The sequence below is a fragment of the Exiguobacterium sp. s140 genome, from assembly GCF_018617035.1.
Classification (GTDB): Bacteria; Bacillota; Bacilli; order Exiguobacteriales; family Exiguobacteriaceae; genus Exiguobacterium; species Exiguobacterium profundum.
The window spans coordinates 1,177,679-1,197,977 of record NZ_JACSJK010000001.1 but is presented as its reverse complement, the minus strand read 5'-3'; the positions used below and the strand labels follow the sequence as shown (position 1 = coordinate 1,197,977).

The following is a 20,299-nucleotide window of genomic DNA, read 5'->3' as shown; positions in this document are numbered from 1 at the left end:
CCCATGGCTCCCCGGCCATGGGGTTCTTTTTTATTTCGTTTGAGCCCACGCTTCACCGCTACATCCTGGCACAGGACGGCAACGCTGTTGTAGGGAGAGCTTCTTCAATTCGCGTTCAATTACTGTCTTCTCTAAGTCTAGAATGTACGATAGCTCTGTGATGGTCGAAGCATCATAGCGTGCCAACACTTTGGCTACATCCCAATCGGTCTTACGGCTCGGTGCATAACCTAACAATTCAGTCATGACCGATTGATAGACATCGTACGGATAAACCCCTTCAATCTTCAATGCTTCATCGCGCGTCACGAATGTGAGTGCGGGCAATGACTCAATCTCCCAATCTTTCAACACTTGATGGTCGACAGCTAATGCATTCAAGAGCTGGTTCGATTGAAGATCGGCTTCAAGTTCACTTAAATCAAGGCCATACTCTTCGAAAGAACGTGCGATTTCCCATAAATCGATTGAACCAAGTTGTTCGCCAGAGAATAGATCATTCACATGCAAATGACGCAAAAAGCGCATCGCATGACGTTTCCCTTGCAATTCCAGCGCTTTGATCATGGTGAGAAGGCGAACTTCTTCCTGACATCCGCCAACACAGCTAGGAACGGTAGAGACCATTCGAAAACGAATCACATGTCCGTATTCAATCTCTAACTTTTTGATCAGTGTCATCACGTGAAAGTTCTCAGGACTTGAGATGTCCATGAAATAGAATAACTCCAATGGCTTATACGTTACTTGAATAGGAGTTTCTTCCAGTGAACAGGATGACCCATTACATTGTTCAAGTTCCATTTGTGTCGCCTCCTCTCGTCAAAAAACTCATTTAACTTTGTAAACTCATTGTAGCAACGAAAAAAAAAGGTTGGCAATGTATCTGCTCAACCTTCCAACCGACTCATTTTTAATTCCATGAATCGGACGATTTTATTTTTGGCGGGACGATAGGGGAGACCGTGTTTTGCAAGAAGTCCTTCGAACGCACGTTTTCCCTCTTCTTCATTCGTCACTTCAAATTCTATTTCATAGTCGCTCGTCTCCAAATAATGGCTTTCGTCCAAAACGAGTAGACCGTCTTCTGTCTGCAACTCTGCCCGATTCGTCTCGAGTCGACCGAGATGTTCGAGCGGTGCATTCAGCTGGAACGGGGCCAGTGCCTGTTTCATTTGCTCGTCATGAATGATACCGTACTTAAACAGATCCTCAGCCTCATCTTCTGTAATAGTGGCATGTGTCTCAAGCAATCCAACCTCGTTTGGTTGCTTCAACGTCAGCACTTGACCTTGTTTCTTCTCGCGAATCCGAAGTGCCGCCCCGTTCGCTTTTAGCTGAAAGGAAGGGGTATCGAAATAGTCATTCGCTTGCCAACGAACCTGATCATCAAGCTGATAGGCACGTAGGAGTGTCTCATATTCGTCTTTCGTCAACATTGATTTAAATTCAATTTCCACTTCTTGGGTCATGAATCATCGCTCCATTCTATGAACAATTGTTCGTTTATGATACCATACAAACGGATACATACGGAAAGGACGCGTTTTTTCCGGAAAAGAACGAAAGTGGTGACAGCGTATGCAATCAATGAACTGGGATCAGTTTTTAGTACCGTATCAAATCGCGGTAGACGAGTTGAAAGTCAAATTGAAAGCCGTTCGAAAGCAATTCAAGTCCCAAAATGACCATTCTCCGATTGAATTTGTCACAGGTCGAGTGAAGCCGGTCGGGAGCATTCTCGAGAAAGCGAAACGAAAAAATATCGCTGACCATGAATTGGCGACGGATATGCAGGATATAGCGGGATTACGAATCATGTGTCAATTTGTCGATGATATCGTTCACGTCTTGGATTTGCTACATCGTCGAACAGATTTTAAAATAGTGGAAGAACGCAATTACATTACCCATCAAAAAGACTCGGGCTATCGATCGTATCATGTCATCATCGAGTACCCGGTTCAGACGATTCAAGGTGAAATCCCTACGCTCGTTGAAGTGCAAATCCGCACGCTTGCGATGAATTTCTGGGCCACGATTGAGCACTCATTGAATTATAAATATGATGGTGACATGCCTCTTGAAGTGCAGGAACGATTGAGACGTGCAGCCGAGGCGGCCTTTTTACTCGATGCCGAGATGAGCCAACTCCGCGTTGAAATTCAGGACGCCCAGCAGGTGTTTCGGGATAAAGAGATGAACGTGAAAACGGACGAAGACTAGGGGGAAACCGATATGCAGTTTGCGATTGTATCGAGGGGAGATACGCGATCAGCGGAGATCGCCGAGGAACTGACTCAAAAACTTCAAGCCGCCGGGCATACATTATCTGAACAGCCCCGAATCGTAGTATCGGTCGGAGGGGACGGGACGATGTTACAGGCGTTTCATAAATACATCGACCGACTCGATGAAACGCTACTTGTCGGGATTCATACCGGGCATCTCGGCTTTTATGCCGATTGGCAACCGGATGAGTTGGATGAATTGACCGAGATGATCACAAGCGAATCGTTCGAGCCGGTCTCCTATCCGCTCGTCGAAGTGCTCATTGACTATGAGAACGGAGAGACCGATCGTCGATTGGCGATGAATGACTGTACGATTAAGAACTACAAGCGAACGCTCGTCTGTGATTTATCGATTCGAGACGATTACTTTGAAACGTTCCGTGGAGATGGGTTATGTATTTCGACACCATCGGGTTCGACCGCCTATAACAAGGCACTCGGTGGAGCGATCGTTCACCCATCGATCGAAGCCATTCAAGTGACCGAGATGGCTTCGATCAACAACCTAGTGTATCGAACGATCGGCGCACCGCTTCTCTTACCAAAACACCATCAAGTGAAAATCAAGCCGCACACGAAAACCGAATTCGAATTGGCGTTTGACCATCAGGAAGCGTTGTCCTGGTCGGATGTCGTCTCGATTCGATGCGCGGTCGCAAAAGAAAAAGTGACGTTCGCTCGTTTCCGGCCCTTCCCATTCTGGCGCCGAGTTCGCGAATCGTTCATCGAGGAAGGAAAGTAACGAATGCAAGGGTTTACGATTCGTCGCGTTGTGGAGAAAGCCATCCCACTTCGCGACTTTTTAATGCAAGATATGGGCATTTCTCGAAAGATGCTCACGCACGTGAAGCATGAAGGGAATATTGAAGTGAATGGTATGCACCGCACCGTAAGGCATGAACTCGAACCAGGAGATGAAGTGGTGGTGCAATTCCCGCTTGAAGCCCCTTCACTCGACATGGTCGCCTCGGATCGGCCAATTCGAATTCTGTATGAAGATGATACGCTGTTGGCGGTCGATAAACCGGCAGGGATTGCCACGATTCCATCACGACTACATCCGATCGATACACTTGCGAACGCTGTACTCGGCTATTATCAACGCATCGGTCTCTCATCTGCGATTCACGTGATCAATCGGCTCGATCGCGACACGAGTGGTGTCGTCTTGTTTGCAAAGTATGGATTTATTCATCATCGATTTAGTGAACTTCAGAAAGCGAATGGATTGCTGCGTACGTACAAGGCATTGGTCGAAGAAGAAGTGACACCACAAACGATTGATGCACCGATCGGGCGTGCCGAGAACTCGATTATGGAGCGAGTCGTGACAACTGAGGGACAACGCGCCATCACGCATATCCTCGCATGTCAGCCATTTGGGAGCGGCTCGTTATTGACGATTCGACTTGAGACGGGACGGACCCATCAGATTCGTGTGCATTTGCGCCATATCGGTCATCCGCTCATCGGGGACTCCATGTATGGGGGGACGGCTCGTATGCCCCGTCACGCCCTTCACAGCGCGTCTGCGCGATTCATTCATCCGATGACAGGGGATGAGATTCAGATTGAGGCGCCAATTCCGGAAGATTTTCGAACTGTATAAAGAAGAGGCTAGGACATAACTAGCTGGTTTTAAAGACTTTTGATAAAAAGAGGGGTCCGGTCACCGATTTTCGGTGGCCGGACCCCTTCTTTTCTGTTTAGTCCGAAATGCACGAACCCATAAAATGACAAGAGGCCCCTGTGCGCGAACGAGTCGCTCACGGGGACCTCTTTCTTATAAAATTTCTGGGTTATGTCCCAGCCTCTTTTGTCAATCATCATCAAACATATAGGTTTTTGATTTAGAGGCAACGTTCATGACGAGACCGATGGCAATCATGTTCATGATAATCCCTGTCCCCCCGTAACTGATGAACGGAAGGGTGAGTCCAGTGATTGGCAAGACACCAATCGTCATACCGATGTTTTGGAACACCTGGAACGTGAACATGGCGATAACGCCGGTGACGATATAACTTCCGAACGCGCTACTAGACTCTAATGCAATGTGAATCATCCGATAGAGGAATAGGAAGAAGACGATGATCACGAGAGCTGCGCCGATGAACCCATAGTGTTCTGCGATAACAGCAAAAATGAAGTCCGTGTGAGATTCCGGTAAATAGACGAGGCCCTGGCCGTATCCCACTCCGAACATCTGTCCAGAACCGATCGCCTGTAGCGATTTGATCAATTGGAATGCCAAGTCATCTGAATATTCGTATGGATATATCCAGGCCTGGAAGCGGTTGAGGGCGTGTCCAGGTACGAATGCTTGCAAGACTTCGAAATGGGCAAAGAACAGATACATGAACGTGCCGATGGTCAAAGCCGCGGCGCTGAAGAGACCGAGAAGCCACTTCCAACCGATTCCCGAGACGATGATGATGGCGCCGAGCATCGTCATCAAGACGAGCCCGGTCCCTAAGTCCGGTTGTGTCACAATCAGACCGAGCGGCGGGATGGCCACTAATACCAGTTTCACGAGGAGCCACGTATCGAGTTGTGACGAGCCATAACGTTTATTGTGCTCGTAGACGATAGTCGACATGGAAATCAATAAAAAGAGCTTCATGAATTCGGCCGGCTGGAAACTGAATCCAGGTACGTTATACCATCCATATGCCCCATTGATGTTCGGTACGAGCGACGTGTCACGAAGCGGAATCAGACCGACGAGCAGAAGTAGACCGAATGCGTATAAGTACCAATGGATTTTCCGGAGTTGCTCATATTCGATCGTCATGATTGCGAACATCGCAAAAAAGCCGATGACATAACGAATGCCTTGTTCAAGAGCGAAGTTGATATGTTGAAGTCGCGTTGGCAACATCGGTTGAGCGGTATAGATTGCACCGAGACTGATAATCATCAATAGGAAGACGATGGTCAACAGTGTCGTATCTAAACTTTTTAAATATGATTGTATACGGTTCATAATGGAGTCGAATCACCCTTTCTATACGTATTTTATCTTACCGCAACTTAAAAAAATCGCAATACGTAACGAGTCGGTTGACAAAACAGAAACCTTTCTGTAATCTGAGAACAGATATTATCACCAGGTGCTAAAAGGGGAGTTTATGATGTCAATTTTTCCAACATTAACGAATAAAACGTACGTCGTCATGGGGATTGCCAACAAGCGCTCGATTGCATGGGCGATTGCCAAAACGCTTGATGAGGCAGGGGCGAAGCTCGTGTTAACGTATGCGGCAGAACGATTCAAATCGGGTCTCGAGTCACTCGCGAGTGAGTTGAAGCAAGAAGCGATTCTACTTGAGTGTGATGTGACGAATGACGAAGCGATTGATTCAACATTCCGTTCGATTTACGAACAAGCGGGCGAGATTCAAGGAATCGCGCATTCGATCGCGTTTGCTGACAAAGAAGCATTGCGCGGTGAATTTTCAGAAATGACACGTGGTCAGTTCGCACAGGCGTTAGACATCTCAGCATATAGTTTGACGGCAGTCGTGAAAGCGGCGAAGCCTTACTTCGCACAAGACGCCTCCGTGATCACTCTCACGTACCTCGGCGGCGAGCGTGTCGTTCCGAACTACAACTTGATGGGTGTCGCTAAAGCGGCCCTTGATTCGAGTGTCAAGTATTTGGCGAACGAATATGGTCCTCACGGTGTGCGTGTCAACGCCATTTCAGCTGGTCCGATTCGTACATTGTCAGCCAAAGGGGTCGGCGATTTCAACAGTATCCTTTCTGAACTTGAACAGAAGGCGCCGTTGCGTCGAAATGTTTCGGCAGAAGAAGTGGCTTCGACAGGTCTCTTCCTCCTCTCGGGAATGGGAAGCGGCGTGACCGGAGAAGTCATTCACGTAGATAGCGGATACCATATTTTATAAGTTTGGGGAATGGCGCAGTGATGCGCCATTTTTGTATTACCTCGTGAATAAATCGGGTAAGGACCTATGAAGGAGGTCAGATCATGGGTCCTTATCAGATTGATTTTACTGTCGTGCAATACGTCAACCGACAAGTCCAGCCATCAGGTCGAGCGAGCATCGAACCGGTGACACGAATCAAGCGTGTCCAACGAATCCGACCTCGACGTGAAGAATGGCTTGAAGAAGAGCAAGAAAAAAACCCCGGTCGCTATGTCGACCGGAGCATATAAGGTTAGCCTCGGAAACGGAACGTCTCATAGACGTTCCATGTTTCGTTTTCGAGTTCATACATGACGGCCATCCGAGTGATCGTCTCTTCGAAATGAACCTGCTCCATCCGCATACGTTCAAGGACGTCGAAGAGCTCGGCATCGGTCAAATCTTGACCAATCGTGATGTGTGGCAAGAATTCATATTTTGGTGCTTGGCTGAGCACACTTTCATGCAGTCGTTGCTGAAGAGTCGACAAATCACGTGTCGGTAACACTTTTAAATACAAGACATTGTTCGTTGGTGCGAAAGACCGAACGCCATCGACTTTTAACTGAATCGGTTTAGTCGAATCCGCAACTTGTTGCAAGTACTCGAGTACTTTCGGCAAGTCTTCTTCTGACACCTCTGTCCGTTCTTTAATGGTCACGTGAGGTGAAATCAACGCATACTTTGTGTCATAGCGTTTTCGATAAGAGTTCGCAAAATCTTGCACTTGTTTTGACGGAAATAAGACTACCCCAATCTTCATTCCTCTTCCCCCTTTAATCGTTTAACCTACATGTTCATGATGACCGATTTAATGTGGGAAGTCAAAGCAGGGTTCGTCTTTTTTCAATTTTTCAGTATAATGGTTATATCATATAGAGAGACGATGACTCTCTGAACGAAGGGATGTGAAGCAGGATTTCGATCCTGCGCCTATTATGAAACACGTACCACACTCACGTGATGTCCGAGAAGCGGCTCGTGCTCGTTTGATCGAACGCGGGGTCACGATTGAATCGATTGCTGAAATCGTATACCAGATGCAGGCACCCTATTCGCCACATCTTTCTTTAAAAGATTGTATGGATTCTGTCGAGGCGGTTCTTGACAAACGTGAACTACAACATGCGATTCTCGTCGGGTCAGAGCTCGACATGTTGGCTGAAAAAGGCCAATTATCTGAACCGCTTCTGTCGATTATCGCCTCAGATGAAGGTTTATTTGGAGTGGATGAGACGATTGCGATCGGTGCCGTCAACACATATGGTTCGATTGCCGTTACGACTTTCGGATACTTAGACAAGGCAAAAATCGGTATCATCAAACAACTCGACACGAAGATGGATGATGGGCAAGTGCATACGTTTATGGACGATCTCGTCGGTGCCATCGCTGCCAACGCTTCAGGACGATTGGCGCACCGATTGCGAGATATGGTCGATTTCGGAGAAGAAGAGATGCGTGAAAGAAAAGGGTTGTATTGATGAAGTGGACACCGCAAATGGTGGTCATCACCGGGACGTTCGCTTATGTGATCGTGTCGGTGTTTGTCGTTTTTGGGGCAGTCGATCCGATGAACACATTCGTATATGAATGGTTACAGCCGCTACCGGATCGAGTGTTTGCCTACGTGACAGAGCTAGGAAGTGTAAGAATACTTATAGGTATATCGTTTCTTGGGATGGTCTATTGGTTGGTTCGAGGTGATCGTATTGAGGCGTTTCGCCTTGTGATCATCGTCATCGTTACACTTGTTGTAACGCAAGTTCTAAAGCTTTTACATCGAATCGATCGACCGCTCATTGATGCATCCCTCGATGCAACGACATACAGTTTTCCGAGTGGACACGCCTCAGGGTCGCTGGCCCTATATGGATTGACAGCTTATGTACTGTATCGAAAGAAACAGTCGAAAGTCGTCATCTTCATTCTCTTGTGCCTCGTCCTTGCCGTTTCGCTCAGCCGTGTCATCTTGAACGTCCATTACTTCAGTGACGTGCTCGGCGGCTGGCTCGTTGCGTTGACGATGATTGCATTGTCTGAATGGATCATAAGGAGGAAAACGATTTGATCGTCGTGGTAGATGTAGAAAAATGGTTATTCGTTCAAAAAAAAGAAGCTGATGAGGCATCAGTTCCCACGATATTAGTGGAAAAGGATAGAAAAGGGGCGACATGGTTCACTTCGATGAAAATTTTGTTCCAGTTAAAGAAATGGACGAGCCGACGTCGTTTTGTTCCCCTTTTACTGTGTGATGAGCAGACCTATCGCGCATATGAAGTATTTCATGTCGATGCTGTGCCATCATTGGCTCTCCTCGACGGGGGACGGACGTTACTAGTGGACAATAAACGAGATGAGTCGTTTGATGTTGTGCTACGGGAAAGTGGATTGGATACAGAAAAATCGATTTTATTGTTTGCACTTCAATATATTGAACAGATGACGAATGAACCTGTCGCTTTTGCCGGTGATGAGTCGATTGATGCGACGCGGATCGTCCCGGCAACATTGTTAGACAAGACGGATCGCTTAGAATCAGGACGTCGTCTATTTGAATGGATGCATGATGAAGACTTACGTAAGGAGAATCAACATGACTGATTGGGAAATGACATTTCAACAATTATTGGACGAACAAGTGGATGAAGTGAACGTGCCACGCGAAGATTTTTTATCCGTTCGAACCATTTTGATTGAGAAAGGCTGGCTCTTTCAAGTAGTAGGAGAGGCCAAGCATGGTGGCGTGACGATTTATCGCAGAAACCCGGTCACGGCGAATTCATCATTGGAAGAAACGAAGGAATGAAATGACTTCAGTCAAAACAACAAGGTCTGCCTCCCACATGGAGAGCAGACCTTGTTTTGTTTAAGCGTTTGAAGCGAGTTTGATTTTTTGTCGTTTCATCTTGTGTAGTAACCAAGCATAGAGGACTTCACAAGAGTTGTGAGGAAGGGTCAGCTCCACAAGAGGGTGAGCGTGACCAAATATAGTGAAGCGCGAATGGTCTTCGTCGAGCAGAGAGACTTGAATATCCGTCGCATCCTGTAGTGAAATGCGTTGTTCCCCTGCGTGAGCATCTTTAAGTTTCAGCATTTTTCCATTCGTCGCAAACTTGGTGAACGATGAGACTCCTTGTACTTTCAGTTGTTCCATTTCGTGTATCTATCCATCGCGTGATGAATAGATTTTCACCTCGCTTTCTCTATATTGCCTTCCATTCCTCCAGAAGGTTATTCCTAGTATAACGCCTCGTTCGAAAAAGAAAAGTGTTAATTTAACAAAAAATTAAGACAATTTGTTATCAATTTTTAAGAATAGCGTTCAACCCTGTCCAGTATAGGCATAAGGTTGAAACAATCGGTCTGAAAATAACAAAAAAGAACCTCATTTCCAGAGGTTCACAACTATTCATTACATGTATGACCTTATAATCGTTCAATCTGCCATGTACGACGACGGTACAACAATTGCCCTTTTAAGGCGATGGATTCTTTCTTCGCATCGAAGTCTTCTTCAAGAACAGACATGTCTTCATAACGGCCCGCTACATAGAATGAGATGACGATTTGTCGATTGAACAAACTGCGTTTCGTATGATCGAAATCGATGATCAGACCTTGAGGTGCCAAATCGAGTAATTCATCGATGACGGGAAGTGGAATCGGAACAAAACTGATGTTACGAATGTCACGATCGAGTTTACTTTGCAACATGTTTTGGACGAAATGATTGATTGTCGACCAATCGCGAATATAAAGACTGCTATGTCGATCGTTTGCTTCATTGAAGAACACAATCTCATTATCGAGCGAATCCAAGAACGGCTTCTTGATTCCGCGTTCCATATGACTTAAAAACAAGATTTCTGCAATTTCATGATCGGACAGAGTTTCGAGCGTATTGTAGTCCGGAAAATCGATCGCCGTAAACGTTGTTTGGTTATTCAAATACTTAGACGAGAACGAAGATAGTTCGTGCGCTTCAATATAACGGAAACGCGACCTCGAGGATTGTCTCATCCCTTTGATGTCCGTTCGACAAATAATCATCGGTCTCGTCACGGAAAGCGCTTCTGTTACATCCGCCAACGTCACACCATGCAGTGTGAAGCGTTGGACGTCCCGGTCTTGCTTCAAATAAAAGAGTTGTTTTGACATATGGTATCCCCTCAGTTTGACATACTACGATTATAGTAGCAAAAACACGTGTTTTCTGCCATCTTGAGACGGTACCAGAGGGTTGAGTTCGATACATTTGGGAAAATAGAAGTATAATTGAGGAAACGAATAGGAAAGGCGGGTTCCACATGTGGGGATTAAAACGTAGTTTTCCTGAGCTCGCTACGCCCCGGTTTATCCTGCGAGAGCTAGAACCGCGTGATGCTAGAGCACTTTATACCATTTTATCCACTGAGGAAGTGATGCGATATTATGGGTCGGACCCGTTGCTTGCCGTCTATGAGGCGAAGAACGTGATCGCTTACTTTAAGGATCAATTTCAGCAAGGGAAGGCCATTCGTTGGGCGATATGCGATCGGATGACGAACGAATTGGTCGGAACGATTGGATTTCATAATTGGACGCCCCAATATTATCGCGCCGAAATCGGGTTTGAGGTTTCCCCTCACTATTGGAGACAAGGGGTGGCTTTCGAAGCTGCTTCAGCTGTCATCCAATATGGTTTTGAAGAATTCAAGTTTCATCGAATCTCTGCGTTGGTCGCACCAGGGAATGAAGGGTCGAATCGACTCGTTCAAAAATTGGGATTTATTGAAGAAGGACTTCTACAAGATTATGCATATAGCCATGGCCGATTCATGGATTTGACGATGTATCGGCTACTCAAAACAGAATGGGAAGAAAAGGAGCACTCGATGATATGAAAGCACTCGTATTGCTACATGGGCTGTGTGGTTCTCCAAAGTACTTTGAACAGTTGGAACCGTTATTGAATGCCGAAGTTCACGCGCTCACATTACCTGGTCATGCCGGGACGGACGTGGGACCAGAAACGATGGATCAATTTGCGGACTGGGTCATCGGAGAAATTCGTCTTCGGGGTCTTGTCCGTCCGCTCGTATGTGGGCATTCTTTCGGAGGCTATGTGACGACTAACCTCGTGCGTCGCTATGGAACAGAAATATCGGGATTTGGATTGATTCACTCGACGGCGGCCGCTGATACAGAAGCGGCGCGGGAAAAGCGAAACGGTGCCATCAATCAAGTCATCGAAGAAGGGATCGAGCCGTTTATTGACGGAATGATTCCAAATGTCTTCTCAAGCGATTCCGACCCGGCGCTCATCCAACAAGCGATCGCAATCGGATATGAAATGACGGTCGAGGGAATCGTGAACGCGCAACAGGCAATCCGCGATCGTGAAGACGAAGTGGACACTGTTGAAACGACTGACCTCCCCGGTCTATTCATTTACGGCTCAAAAGACCCGAATATGAATGAGGAGCGGGCGTTTTTAGGTGCGTCACGACATACGAAAGCAATCGTTCCGTTCAGTCATATGGGGATGATGGAAGCCCCTGAAGAAGAAGCGAAAATCGTGAACGAATGGATGCGGGAGGTAGAACATGGAAACCTATAAATTAATCGCTATGTCAGGAAGTCTTCGCAAGAAATCTTTCAATACTGCTCTTTTGCATTCGATCATTGAACTGGCTCAAGAGGATTTCGACATTGAAGTCGTCTCCATCGAACTTCCACTGTTCAATGACGATTTGATTGATCCGGATGAACCGGAAGTTGTGGCCGCATTGAAGCAAGCTGTTCGGGAAGCTGATGGGTTATTGATTGTCACCCCTGAATATAACCATAGCATCCCGGGCGTCCTGAAGAATGCAATCGACTGGCTTTCGCTCGAGCCAGGAACGCCACTTCGGGATAAACCGGTCATGATCGCCGGGGCCTCGCCGGGCATACTTGGAACCGCCAGATGCCAAATCCATCTCCGACAAGTATTTGCCACAAATCGTGCAAATGTTTTACCGGGAAATGAAATTTTCATCACGCATTGTAAAGAAAAGATTGATGATAGAGGGTTGCATGATGAGAAGTCGATTAATCAAATCAACAAAACATTATTGGAATATCGTAAATGGATTGAATTTTGGAAGCGTAACGCAAAAAATTAACTTGAAGTCGCTCATGTTGTTTGATAGAAAGGAATTGTGAAAACAAACACAAGAGGAGCGACACCAAAATGGAAACTTACATCGAACTGTACAATGGCGGCGAATTGGGTGATCGGGCGGTAATGAACGATGGGATGACATTTGGACGGATGACGATTATTGAATTGTTCTATCAATCCAATCATATTTTTGGTTACGTGAAAGAAGATGGTGAAAAACGTTTCTTCCTTGAACCGATTTCAGAGGACGACACGTTTACTGTGGATGGGACGACGTATTCACTCCAACAGTTTATCGCGTTGTTTTAAGTAAATAGATGGTTGATCGAACGCAAGCGACTCGCTTGCGTTTTTTTGTCATTTTCGTCACGATGAAGAGTGAGGTGATGAGGATGAAACTAGTAGCAATCGAACCGACACCAAGTCCGAATAACTTGAAAATCATTGTGGACCCTCCGTTTGAAGGGAGAGGCACAACGTACGACAAAGCGAGTACGGATGCCCCAGCCATCATTCAAGAAATCATCGGGCTTCGAGGCGTCAAATCCGTTTACGCCGTGTCTGATTTTCTCGCTGTCGAGCGACATCCGAAACATGATTGGCATGACGTCATGAATGAGATCCGACGGGCGTTCGGGGAACAAGTTGAGGAAGTCGAATCCACAAAGATGGATACGGACTATGAACCGGTCCATGTATCCGTTCAATTCGTGCTCGATGTACCGATGCAATTAAAACTCGTCAAAGGGGACGAGGAAAAACGAATCGGATTGTCGAAACGATTCGTCGATGCAGCGATGGAAGTTCAAGCACAAGTGAAGAATGTCATTCAAGACCGTCGTTGGGTAGAACAAGCCCCACGTTATGGTGAATTGGATGAAGTCAGTGTCGTCGCACAAGAAGAATTGGAAGCGGCGTATCCTGAAGAGCGCATCGAGCGGATCGTGGCCCGAGCGTTTGGTCGAGAAGCGGATTTTGAGGCGAACGCGAACCATCTGCAGTCGGATAATTGGAAAGATCGGATGGCATTCTTGGATGAACTCGAAATCCAGCATGAAAACATGCCTTATTTCCGTCGTGCCTTGGAAGATTCCGTGATGGCGATCCGTCGACAGGCGGTCGTCATGATCGGGATGTTTGAAGAGCGACGTGAGGAATATGTCACATATATCGAACAAGCCTTAGTGGACGCTTCTCCTATTGTGCGGCGGACGGCTGGGGATACGGTCTCCGACTGGGCATTACCTCAGTCCCAACCTTCCATGATTGAGGCGTTAAAGGATAAAAACAAACTCGTACGTTGGCGAGCGGCTCGTTTCTTATTCGATTGTGGAGATGAGCGGGCTGTATCTGCCTTGTCGATTGCGGAGGAAGACCGCGAGTTCGAGGTCTCTTTACAAGCGCGACTTGCGAAAGAGCGGATCACGAGCGGCGAGACAGCACTCGGGACAGTATGGCAACAAATTTCGAACCGGTCGAAATGAGATTTCGTTCGACATGTATTGAATCAAATTGATTTACAATTTAAGGTAAAGAGGAGCGTCTGTAGTACGGATTGCTCCTTTTTTTCATGAAATCATATGCACATTTCCCCAATTGACTAACATTTGATGTAAACGTTTCGACAATAGGTAAAATGTCATTGTTGTGCTGTCGAACGATAGGACATATATCTTGGTTTCAGATTGGTACACTAGGTTTATCACAGATGAACAAAGGAGCCATACTTATGATATTGTTTGCAGAAACGCCTGAACTTGTAGCTTATAAGGAAGTAGTAGGAGAAACGATGGTCGTCACGTTTGAGTCGATGCACAGTGAGACGTTCTCTATCACGGCTCAAGTCCGGTCTGATCTCGATATCGCAGATTCATTGTTCATGACCGGTTGGCAACAATACATGGAACAAGCTAAAGTTTCGTAAAAAAGGTAAATAATATAAGGAAAATCATTACAAACGTCTGCACATTGTATACACTAGTGCTATAGACGTTTTTTATTTTGTTGAGGAGAGTGGGATTCATGAAGAAAACTTGGTTGCTCGCCGTAGTGACGGCAATCTTATTAGTCGTAGCGGGATGTGGGAAAGAAGAGGCGAAACCGAGTCAAGTAAACAGTGATTCGTCTGAACCACCGGCTCCACTGACGCTCGACACGGAAATGGCATACGATGCGTCGGCAAAAACGTTATCAGCTACGATTTCGATGACAAACCCAAATGAGGAAGCAGTCGATGTAACGTTTAATTCGTCGCAACGTTTTCAGTTAGTTGTCAAAAAAGGGGATCAAACCGTATTTGATTACGGAAGTGATTATATGTTCACAGAATCTTTAATTGAGGAAAAATGGGAAGCGAATGATAAAAAAGTATTCTATGAAGTCTTCCCATTGACATTAGAACCAGGCGAATATTCGGTCGAAGTGATTGGGCTCGGTCAAGTTGACGGGGCACCTGAAATTGCTGTGACAGATGAGACGACGTTCACCGTTGAATCTGCTGCAACAGAAACTCCGGATGAAGGTACGTCAGAAACACCGGAAGAAACGCCTGCTACAGAGCCGCAGTCGGACGGCACGTTCCGTGATGTACAAATTGACTTGAATGACACGATGATTCAAGTGAGCGGGTATACGGATGAGGTCGAGTTTGAGTGGTCTGTATCAGACGGACATAATGTTTACGCTCAAGGCGCAGCCGAAGTGACCGGCGGTGGTTTCTCGTTTGGGGTATTGCTCGATGAAGCACCGGCGAAAGATCAACCATTGTTCTTAGAGATGACACCAATCGGTGGAGAGGTCACATCATTTAAAGTTCAATAAAACCATGGCGGAAACTGTTGTTTCCGTCTTTCTTTTTGAGACGCTAGTTGACGGGGGATAAGGATTATCAGACAATAAAGCAAAATGAGAGCATAGTGGGAGGGTAATCCATGCAACAACAGATCATTGAATCAACACATGTCAAACCGACCATCAACCCGAAAGAAGAAATTCGTCAACGTATCGACTTCTTGAAAGCATATGTGAAACGGGCTGGTGCGAAAGGACTCGTCTTAGGGATCTCAGGCGGGCAAGACTCGAGCCTTGCCGGAAAGCTATGTCAACTCGCCATGGAAGAGCTTCGAGAAGAAACGAGTGACGAGTATACATTTTATGCAATCAGATTGCCGTATGGTGAGCAACACGATGAGCATGACGCACAACTTGCGCTTGAGTTCATTCGTCCGGACAAATCGTTCACTGTCAACATCAAGCCTGCTGTTGACGCATCGGTTGAAGCGTTTCACCGTGCAACGGGCCTCGAATTGAGTGACTTCCATAAAGGGAACACGAAGGCACGTGAGCGGATGAAGGCACAATACGACATTGCGGCAACATTCGGTGCCCTTGTGGTCGGAACAGACCATGCTGCGGAATATGTGACAGGATTTTATACAAAACACGGTGACGGAGCTTGTGACCTCACACCGTTGACCGGTTTGAACAAACGTCAAGGAAAAGCACTTCTCCATGAACTTGGAGCGCATGAGCGTGTGATTTATAAGGTGCCGACGGCCGACCTTGAAGATGGTCGCCCTGGACTTCCTGACGAAGTCGCACTCGGTATGACGTATGATCAGCTGGACGACTATTTGGAAGGAAAGACAATCGACCCGACAATCGCCGAGCGAATCGAGACAATTTTCAAACGTTCACGCCACAAGCATCACATGCCTGCCTCGTTGTACGACGAATGGTGGCAATAAAAAAAGGAGGAGCTGTCTCGAGACAGCTTCTCCTTTGTTGTTTCACGCTTTTTTAAGTGGGACGAACTGAATGATCAGGATGCAGGTGAAGGCGATGAAACTGAGGAGTGGGATGGTGACGAATCCAAAATAGTTGACCCAACGAATCAGGCAGTCGTTCGTACAGAAGGCTTCGCCGTTCGGGATCCGTTCTAAAATGACATGATACAGACTGATACACCATCCGGCACCGGCCATAATCCCTACGAACAAGCGGTTGACGTCTCGTGCAGTCAACATGATAGTCAAGTAGTAGATGGCTAGTGGATACATAAAGATGCGTTGGAACCAACACAGCTTACAAGGTAAAAAGAGCATGACCTCTGAAAAATAAAGGCTGCCGAGCGTCGCGACGGTCGCGACGATAAAGGCGAAATGATGACGTTGCATCAGATTTCCTCCTAACAATCAAATTGATGATTAAACATGATATGATACATTGAAACAAATACTTATTCAGTATACAATCTTTCAAACGATAGAGAAACAGGTGACGTGATGCAAGTTTCGGAAGTAGAAGTGTTAATTATTCTTGCGGAAGAATTGAATATGCGGAAAGCAGCCGAGCGATTGTTTGTCTCACAACCAGCGCTCAGTCAACGGCTCGTGACCATCGAACATCAGTGGGGGAAGAAGATTTTCGTTCGCTCCACAAGAGGGCTCGCATTGACGCCAGATGGAGAGAAAATCATCGAGTTCGCCAAAAAGATGTACAGTGAAGAACAAGAACTAAGGGGCGAACTGACGGCCAACCAAGGAGAAGTGTACGGAACGTTGAAAATAGCCGTCGCCTCCATCATGGGACAGTATTGGCTACCCAAGGTATTGAAGACGTTCGTCGAACGCTATCCGTCCGTCCGTGTCAAATTGGTCACCGGATGGTCGAGCGAAATGATGCGTTACATGCTCGAAGAGAATTTCCATATCGGAATCATCCGAGGAAATCCGGATTGGCGAGGGGAACGGATGAAGTTGTTCTCTGATTCCTTGCATTTGGTCGATCTGAAAATGACCGACCTCTCTCAACTAAAAAACAACGAGCGCTCGTTTATTCAATTCAAGAGCGACTCGACGTATTACCAGGAAATATTAGAGTGGTGGCAGGAACGGTTTTCGAGTCCACCTCTGACGACGCTGGTCGTCGATCAAATCGAGACATGCAAACAGATGGCGTTACACGGAATCGGGTTCGCGATTCTCCCGGAATCGACCATCAAAGATGTGAATGAGATGAATAAGATTCCATTGACGTCGTCGGGTGGCGTGCCGCTCGTCCGGGACACGTGGATGCTTTCAACAGAATCGATGTTGGAGCTGGCGCAAGTCCAGGCGTTTTGGAAGATCGTCGAAGAAATTACGAAGGAGACTGAGTTATGAATTGGGCAATTGAAGCGAGAAGACAGCTGCATTTAATTCCGGAAGCCGGATATGAAGAGTTCAAAACACAAGCGACACTTGAGCAATTGATTCGATCGCTTGATTCGTCACGTGTTCATATCACGCACTGGCGAACAGGTCTTTTCGTCCGTGTAGATGGTCTCGTCGGTGAGAAGACGATTGGATATCGAGCCGATATGGATGGACTGCCCATCACGGAAGAGACGGGGCTAGAGTTCGCATCGATTCACGAAGGCATGATGCATGCATGCGGACATGATGTGCACATGTCAATCGCACTTGGATTAATTAAACGAGCGGTCGAGGAACCGCTTAACCATCACCTTGTCGTCTTTTTCCAACCGGCCGAAGAGGGACCGGGTGGTGCCGAACCGATGGCGAAATCAGAATTGTTCTATCACTTCCGCCCGGATGCATTGTTCGGCTTACATGTCGCACCTGAATATCCTGTCGGCATGGTCGCGTCACGACCGGGCGTGTTGTTCGCGAGTGCGCGAGAGCTCCATATCACCATTCATGGAAAAGGGGGGCATGGTGCTTTCCCTCACGCGGGAATTGACGCTGTCATCGTTCAGGCCGCTCTCATCATGCAACTGCAAACGATTGTGTCTCGTAACATTGACCCGATGGGAAGTGCGGTCGTCAGTATCGGAAAAGTCGCAGCAGGAACGAAAGAAAATATTATCGCCGATACGGCCAAACTGGATGGGACGGTCCGCGCCTTGTCTGACAAAGAAATGGTCGTGCTGGAAAGCCGGATTCGTCAAATCATCGCCGGAGTCGAGATGACGTATAACGTGCAAATCGACCTTGAATTCGGCAATCGGTATCACGAAGTCGTCAATGACGAACGTTATCTTTATCAATTCGAGGAAGCGGTTGAAGAAGTCGGCTATTCTTATAAAACATGTGTCCCTGCCATGACGGGTGAGGATTTTGGATATATGTTGAAACAGGTCCCCGGATTTATGGTTTGGTTAGGAGTGAACGATATGGGGTCAGGACTCCATCAATCGACACTCAACCCGGATGAACGTTCGATCGAAGTGGCCATCGATCTATTCGACCATTACTTCCGAACTGTCATGATTCAATAACACGAAGTGGTCTCGATTGAGCCCGCTTTTAGTGTGCCCAAAAAGGAGTGAACGAGTGAGAAAAAGGGAAACATTTATTCATGTAAAGCGACGATTTTGTGGCGATTGCTCAAATGTGAACATTTTGCGAACTCGAGCATTGAGACATTACAGCGCAATATAAAATCATTATGATGTAAGTATCGAAGGGTATTCATCTGTGATTGTCGTTTCATACATGGGTTCGAAGCGATAGAGAGAGATAGGAGGTAATCAATAGATGTTTCAAGATCCTGTCCTGATGAGTCGAGCATTGACGGCACTCACATTAGGTTTTCATGTGATTTTTGCCACACTCGGCGTCGGGGTTCCACTTTTAATTTTATTGGCAGAATTTTTAGGAATTCGTAAAAAAGACCCGAAATACACGCTCATGGCTCGACGCTGGTCGCGCGGCTATGTCGTGACGGTAGCGGTTGGGGTTGTGACGGGTACGGCCATCGGTCTGCAGCTTTCACTCCTATGGCCAAACTTGATGCGCGTTGCGGGTCAAACGATTGCGCTCCCGCTTTTCATGGAAACGTTCGCCTTCTTCTTTGAAGCGATTTTCCTTGGTATTTACTTGTACACGTGGGATCGATTTAAAAATCCGTGGCACCACATGCTCCTCGGGATTCCGGTTGCCGTCGGTGCATTGTTCTCAGGGTTCTTTATCACAACGGTAAACAGTTTTATGAACCAGCCTGTAGGGTTTGATATTGTCGATGGTCGATTGGCAAATGTCAGCCCGCTCGAAGCGATGTTCAGTCCGGCCATGCCGACGAAAATGGCACACGTGTTGACTTCGGCTATTTTAACATCCGCGTTCATTCTAGCTGCGATCGCAGCCGTTCAGTTGTTACGTCAACGTCGAAATCAACTCGACAAGATGTCAATCGAGTATCATAAGAAAGGTCTTCGTCTGACGATGACGGTCGCTTTGATCTTTGCGATCGCGACAGCGCTTGTCGGTGACTTCTCAGGTAAATATTTGGCTCAGTATCAACCAGATAAATTAGCAGCTGCAGAATGGCATTTCGAAACCTCCTCCGAGGCCGAATTGATTTTGGGCGGATGGTTAGAAGATGATGGGCAAGGTGGCTATGAAGTTCGAGGCGCCTTGAAGATTCCTTACGCCCTCTCTATTCTTGCAGGTGGTGTCCCGAACTATGAAGTGACGGGTCTCAATGAATTTGCGAAAGAAGATCAACCGCCGCTCTTCGTTCACTATCTATTTGATGCGATGGTCGGAATTGGGATGCTTCTCGCGCTCATCTCCTTCCTGTTCGTACTCGGACGATATATTAAACGTTTGAACCAGTTCAGCAAGCCGATGCTCTTTGCGATTGCAGCCGGTGGACCTCTTGCCATGGCGGCGATTGAGTTTGGTTGGTTCTTCGCTGAGTTTGGTCGTCAACCTTGGGCGTTATATGAGTTGATGCGTACGAGTGAGGCAGCTACGACATCAGCGAACGTCGGTTGGATGCTTGTCGCTTTCGCGATCCTCTACGCGGTACTCGGAACAGTGACTGTGGTTGTCCTATCACGCCTGTTCAAAGAGAATCCGGTAGGAAAAGAACTAAAACAATCCGAGCATCGTGGTGAAGCGATGTTTGCGGATGAAGTGTGA

The 20,299-nt window shown here is 46.8% G+C and carries 27 protein-coding genes; 20 read left to right on the top strand and 7 right to left on the bottom strand.

Annotated elements, in window-relative coordinates; translation table 11 throughout:
- Nucleotides 1-30: 30 nt before the first annotated feature.
- On the bottom strand, nt 31-804 hold the full coding sequence (locus KNO61_RS06235; RefSeq protein WP_214872779.1) for a DsbA family protein: 774 nt from the start codon (nt 802-804) through the stop codon (nt 31-33).
- A gap of 86 nt (nt 805-890) precedes the next feature.
- The gene (locus KNO61_RS06230) at nt 891-1,472 is read right to left on the bottom strand and encodes a CYTH domain-containing protein (protein WP_214872778.1); all 582 of its coding nucleotides are present in this window, start codon (nt 1,470-1,472) and stop codon (nt 891-893) included.
- Between the two features lie 109 nt (nt 1,473-1,581).
- Between KNO61_RS06230 and yjbM the strand changes: the two genes are divergently transcribed.
- Genes yjbM through KNO61_RS06215 form a run of 3 tightly spaced genes read left to right on the top strand, consistent with a single transcriptional unit; the run spans nt 1,582 to nt 3,903 of the window.
- On the top strand, nt 1,582-2,226 hold the full coding sequence (yjbM, locus tag KNO61_RS06225; protein WP_214684573.1) for a GTP diphosphokinase: 645 nt from the start codon (nt 1,582-1,584) through the stop codon (nt 2,224-2,226).
- A 12-nt stretch (nt 2,227-2,238) separates the two neighbouring features.
- On the top strand, nt 2,239-3,036 hold the full coding sequence (locus KNO61_RS06220) for an NAD kinase (RefSeq protein WP_214684572.1): 798 nt from the start codon (nt 2,239-2,241) through the stop codon (nt 3,034-3,036).
- A 3-nt stretch (nt 3,037-3,039) separates the two neighbouring features.
- Nucleotides 3,040-3,903: an RluA family pseudouridine synthase gene (locus KNO61_RS06215; protein ID WP_214872777.1), complete on the top strand. Its 864-nt coding sequence runs from the start codon at nt 3,040-3,042 to the stop codon at nt 3,901-3,903.
- 210 nt (nt 3,904-4,113) lie between these two features.
- Here the strand turns inward: KNO61_RS06215 and KNO61_RS06210 are convergent, their stop codons facing one another.
- Nucleotides 4,114-5,280, bottom strand: coding sequence for an FtsW/RodA/SpoVE family cell cycle protein (locus tag KNO61_RS06210; protein ID WP_214872775.1), 1,167 nt, complete (start codon nt 5,278-5,280; stop codon nt 4,114-4,116).
- 148 nt (nt 5,281-5,428) lie between these two features.
- Between KNO61_RS06210 and fabI the strand changes: the two genes are divergently transcribed.
- Entirely contained in the window at nt 5,429-6,202 is a 774-nt protein-coding gene (gene fabI / locus KNO61_RS06205; RefSeq protein ID WP_214872773.1) for an enoyl-ACP reductase FabI, read from the top strand.
- An 83-nt stretch (nt 6,203-6,285) separates the two neighbouring features.
- Nucleotides 6,286-6,474 (top strand): hypothetical protein, encoded by a 189-nt coding sequence (locus KNO61_RS06200; protein WP_015881231.1) that lies wholly within the window; start codon nt 6,286-6,288, stop codon nt 6,472-6,474.
- Nucleotides 6,475-6,476: 2 nt separating this feature from the next.
- On the opposite strand, the gene KNO61_RS06195 is transcribed toward KNO61_RS06200, so the two are convergent.
- Entirely contained in the window at nt 6,477-6,986 is a 510-nt protein-coding gene (locus tag KNO61_RS06195) for a YjcG family protein (RefSeq protein ID WP_214872772.1), read from the bottom strand.
- A 175-nt stretch (nt 6,987-7,161) separates the two neighbouring features.
- Between KNO61_RS06195 and KNO61_RS06190 the strand changes: the two genes are divergently transcribed.
- The 4 genes from KNO61_RS06190 to KNO61_RS06175 are packed head-to-tail and all read left to right on the top strand — an operon-like array spanning nt 7,162 to nt 9,032.
- Nucleotides 7,162-7,707 (top strand): phosphatidylglycerophosphatase A family protein, encoded by a 546-nt coding sequence (locus KNO61_RS06190; RefSeq protein ID WP_211781430.1) that lies wholly within the window; start codon nt 7,162-7,164, stop codon nt 7,705-7,707.
- The gene (locus KNO61_RS06185; RefSeq protein ID WP_214872771.1) at nt 7,707-8,294 is read left to right on the top strand and encodes a phosphatase PAP2 family protein; all 588 of its coding nucleotides are present in this window, start codon (nt 7,707-7,709) and stop codon (nt 8,292-8,294) included. Before KNO61_RS06190 ends, KNO61_RS06185 begins: the two co-directional genes overlap by 1 nt.
- Entirely contained in the window at nt 8,291-8,827 is a 537-nt protein-coding gene (locus KNO61_RS06180; RefSeq protein WP_214872770.1) for a hypothetical protein, read from the top strand. The genes KNO61_RS06185 and KNO61_RS06180 overlap by 4 nt, the downstream gene beginning before the upstream one ends.
- Nucleotides 8,820-9,032, top strand: coding sequence for a hypothetical protein (locus KNO61_RS06175; protein WP_214687874.1), 213 nt, complete (start codon nt 8,820-8,822; stop codon nt 9,030-9,032). The genes KNO61_RS06180 and KNO61_RS06175 overlap by 8 nt, the downstream gene beginning before the upstream one ends.
- A gap of 60 nt (nt 9,033-9,092) precedes the next feature.
- On the opposite strand, the gene KNO61_RS06170 is transcribed toward KNO61_RS06175, so the two are convergent.
- Nucleotides 9,093-9,380 (bottom strand): hypothetical protein, encoded by a 288-nt coding sequence (locus KNO61_RS06170; protein WP_015881237.1) that lies wholly within the window; start codon nt 9,378-9,380, stop codon nt 9,093-9,095.
- A gap of 272 nt (nt 9,381-9,652) precedes the next feature.
- The gene (locus KNO61_RS06165; protein ID WP_078146615.1) at nt 9,653-10,384 is read right to left on the bottom strand and encodes a hypothetical protein; all 732 of its coding nucleotides are present in this window, start codon (nt 10,382-10,384) and stop codon (nt 9,653-9,655) included.
- A 149-nt stretch (nt 10,385-10,533) separates the two neighbouring features.
- Here KNO61_RS06165 and KNO61_RS06160 point away from each other — a divergent pair, with 149 nt between their 5' ends.
- From KNO61_RS06160 to nadE, 8 genes are all read left to right on the top strand, one after another.
- A complete protein-coding gene (locus KNO61_RS06160) occupies nt 10,534-11,109 on the top strand; it encodes a GNAT family N-acetyltransferase (protein WP_015881239.1) in 576 nt (191 codons plus the stop codon).
- Entirely contained in the window at nt 11,106-11,825 is a 720-nt protein-coding gene (locus tag KNO61_RS06155; RefSeq protein WP_214757154.1) for an alpha/beta fold hydrolase, read from the top strand. The genes KNO61_RS06160 and KNO61_RS06155 overlap by 4 nt, the downstream gene beginning before the upstream one ends.
- Nucleotides 11,812-12,372: an NADPH-dependent FMN reductase gene (locus KNO61_RS06150; protein ID WP_214812140.1), complete on the top strand. Its 561-nt coding sequence runs from the start codon at nt 11,812-11,814 to the stop codon at nt 12,370-12,372. Before KNO61_RS06155 ends, KNO61_RS06150 begins: the two co-directional genes overlap by 14 nt.
- 68 nt (nt 12,373-12,440) lie before the next feature.
- Nucleotides 12,441-12,680 carry a hypothetical protein gene (locus tag KNO61_RS06145; protein WP_078146618.1) on the top strand — a complete coding sequence of 80 codons (240 nt, stop codon included), beginning with the start codon at nt 12,441-12,443 and terminating at the stop codon, nt 12,678-12,680.
- A gap of 83 nt (nt 12,681-12,763) precedes the next feature.
- Nucleotides 12,764-13,855, top strand: a complete 1,092-nt coding sequence (locus KNO61_RS06140) for a virulence factor (protein WP_078147913.1) — start codon at nt 12,764-12,766, stop codon at nt 13,853-13,855.
- A 245-nt stretch (nt 13,856-14,100) separates the two neighbouring features.
- Nucleotides 14,101-14,295 carry a hypothetical protein gene (locus tag KNO61_RS06135; protein WP_078146619.1) on the top strand — a complete coding sequence of 65 codons (195 nt, stop codon included), beginning with the start codon at nt 14,101-14,103 and terminating at the stop codon, nt 14,293-14,295.
- Nucleotides 14,296-14,393: 98 nt separating this feature from the next.
- Nucleotides 14,394-15,191, top strand: a complete 798-nt coding sequence (locus KNO61_RS06130; RefSeq protein WP_214872769.1) for a BsuPI-related putative proteinase inhibitor — start codon at nt 14,394-14,396, stop codon at nt 15,189-15,191.
- A 110-nt stretch (nt 15,192-15,301) separates the two neighbouring features.
- On the top strand, nt 15,302-16,117 hold the full coding sequence (gene nadE, locus KNO61_RS06125; protein WP_078146621.1) for an ammonia-dependent NAD(+) synthetase: 816 nt from the start codon (nt 15,302-15,304) through the stop codon (nt 16,115-16,117).
- Nucleotides 16,118-16,159: 42 nt separating this feature from the next.
- On the opposite strand, the gene KNO61_RS06120 is transcribed toward nadE, so the two are convergent.
- On the bottom strand, nt 16,160-16,546 hold the full coding sequence (locus KNO61_RS06120; protein WP_078146622.1) for a disulfide bond formation protein B: 387 nt from the start codon (nt 16,544-16,546) through the stop codon (nt 16,160-16,162).
- A 108-nt stretch (nt 16,547-16,654) separates the two neighbouring features.
- On the opposite strand from KNO61_RS06120, the gene KNO61_RS06115 reads away from it, so the two are divergent.
- From KNO61_RS06115 to KNO61_RS06105, 3 genes are all read left to right on the top strand, one after another.
- Nucleotides 16,655-17,533 (top strand): transcriptional regulator CcpC, encoded by an 879-nt coding sequence (locus KNO61_RS06115; RefSeq protein ID WP_031421506.1) that lies wholly within the window; start codon nt 16,655-16,657, stop codon nt 17,531-17,533.
- Nucleotides 17,530-18,651 carry an N-acetyldiaminopimelate deacetylase gene (locus KNO61_RS06110; protein WP_078146623.1) on the top strand — a complete coding sequence of 374 codons (1,122 nt, stop codon included), beginning with the start codon at nt 17,530-17,532 and terminating at the stop codon, nt 18,649-18,651. Before KNO61_RS06115 ends, KNO61_RS06110 begins: the two co-directional genes overlap by 4 nt.
- 259 nt (nt 18,652-18,910) lie before the next feature.
- Entirely contained in the window at nt 18,911-20,299 is a 1,389-nt protein-coding gene (locus tag KNO61_RS06105) for a cytochrome ubiquinol oxidase subunit I (protein ID WP_074037383.1), read from the top strand.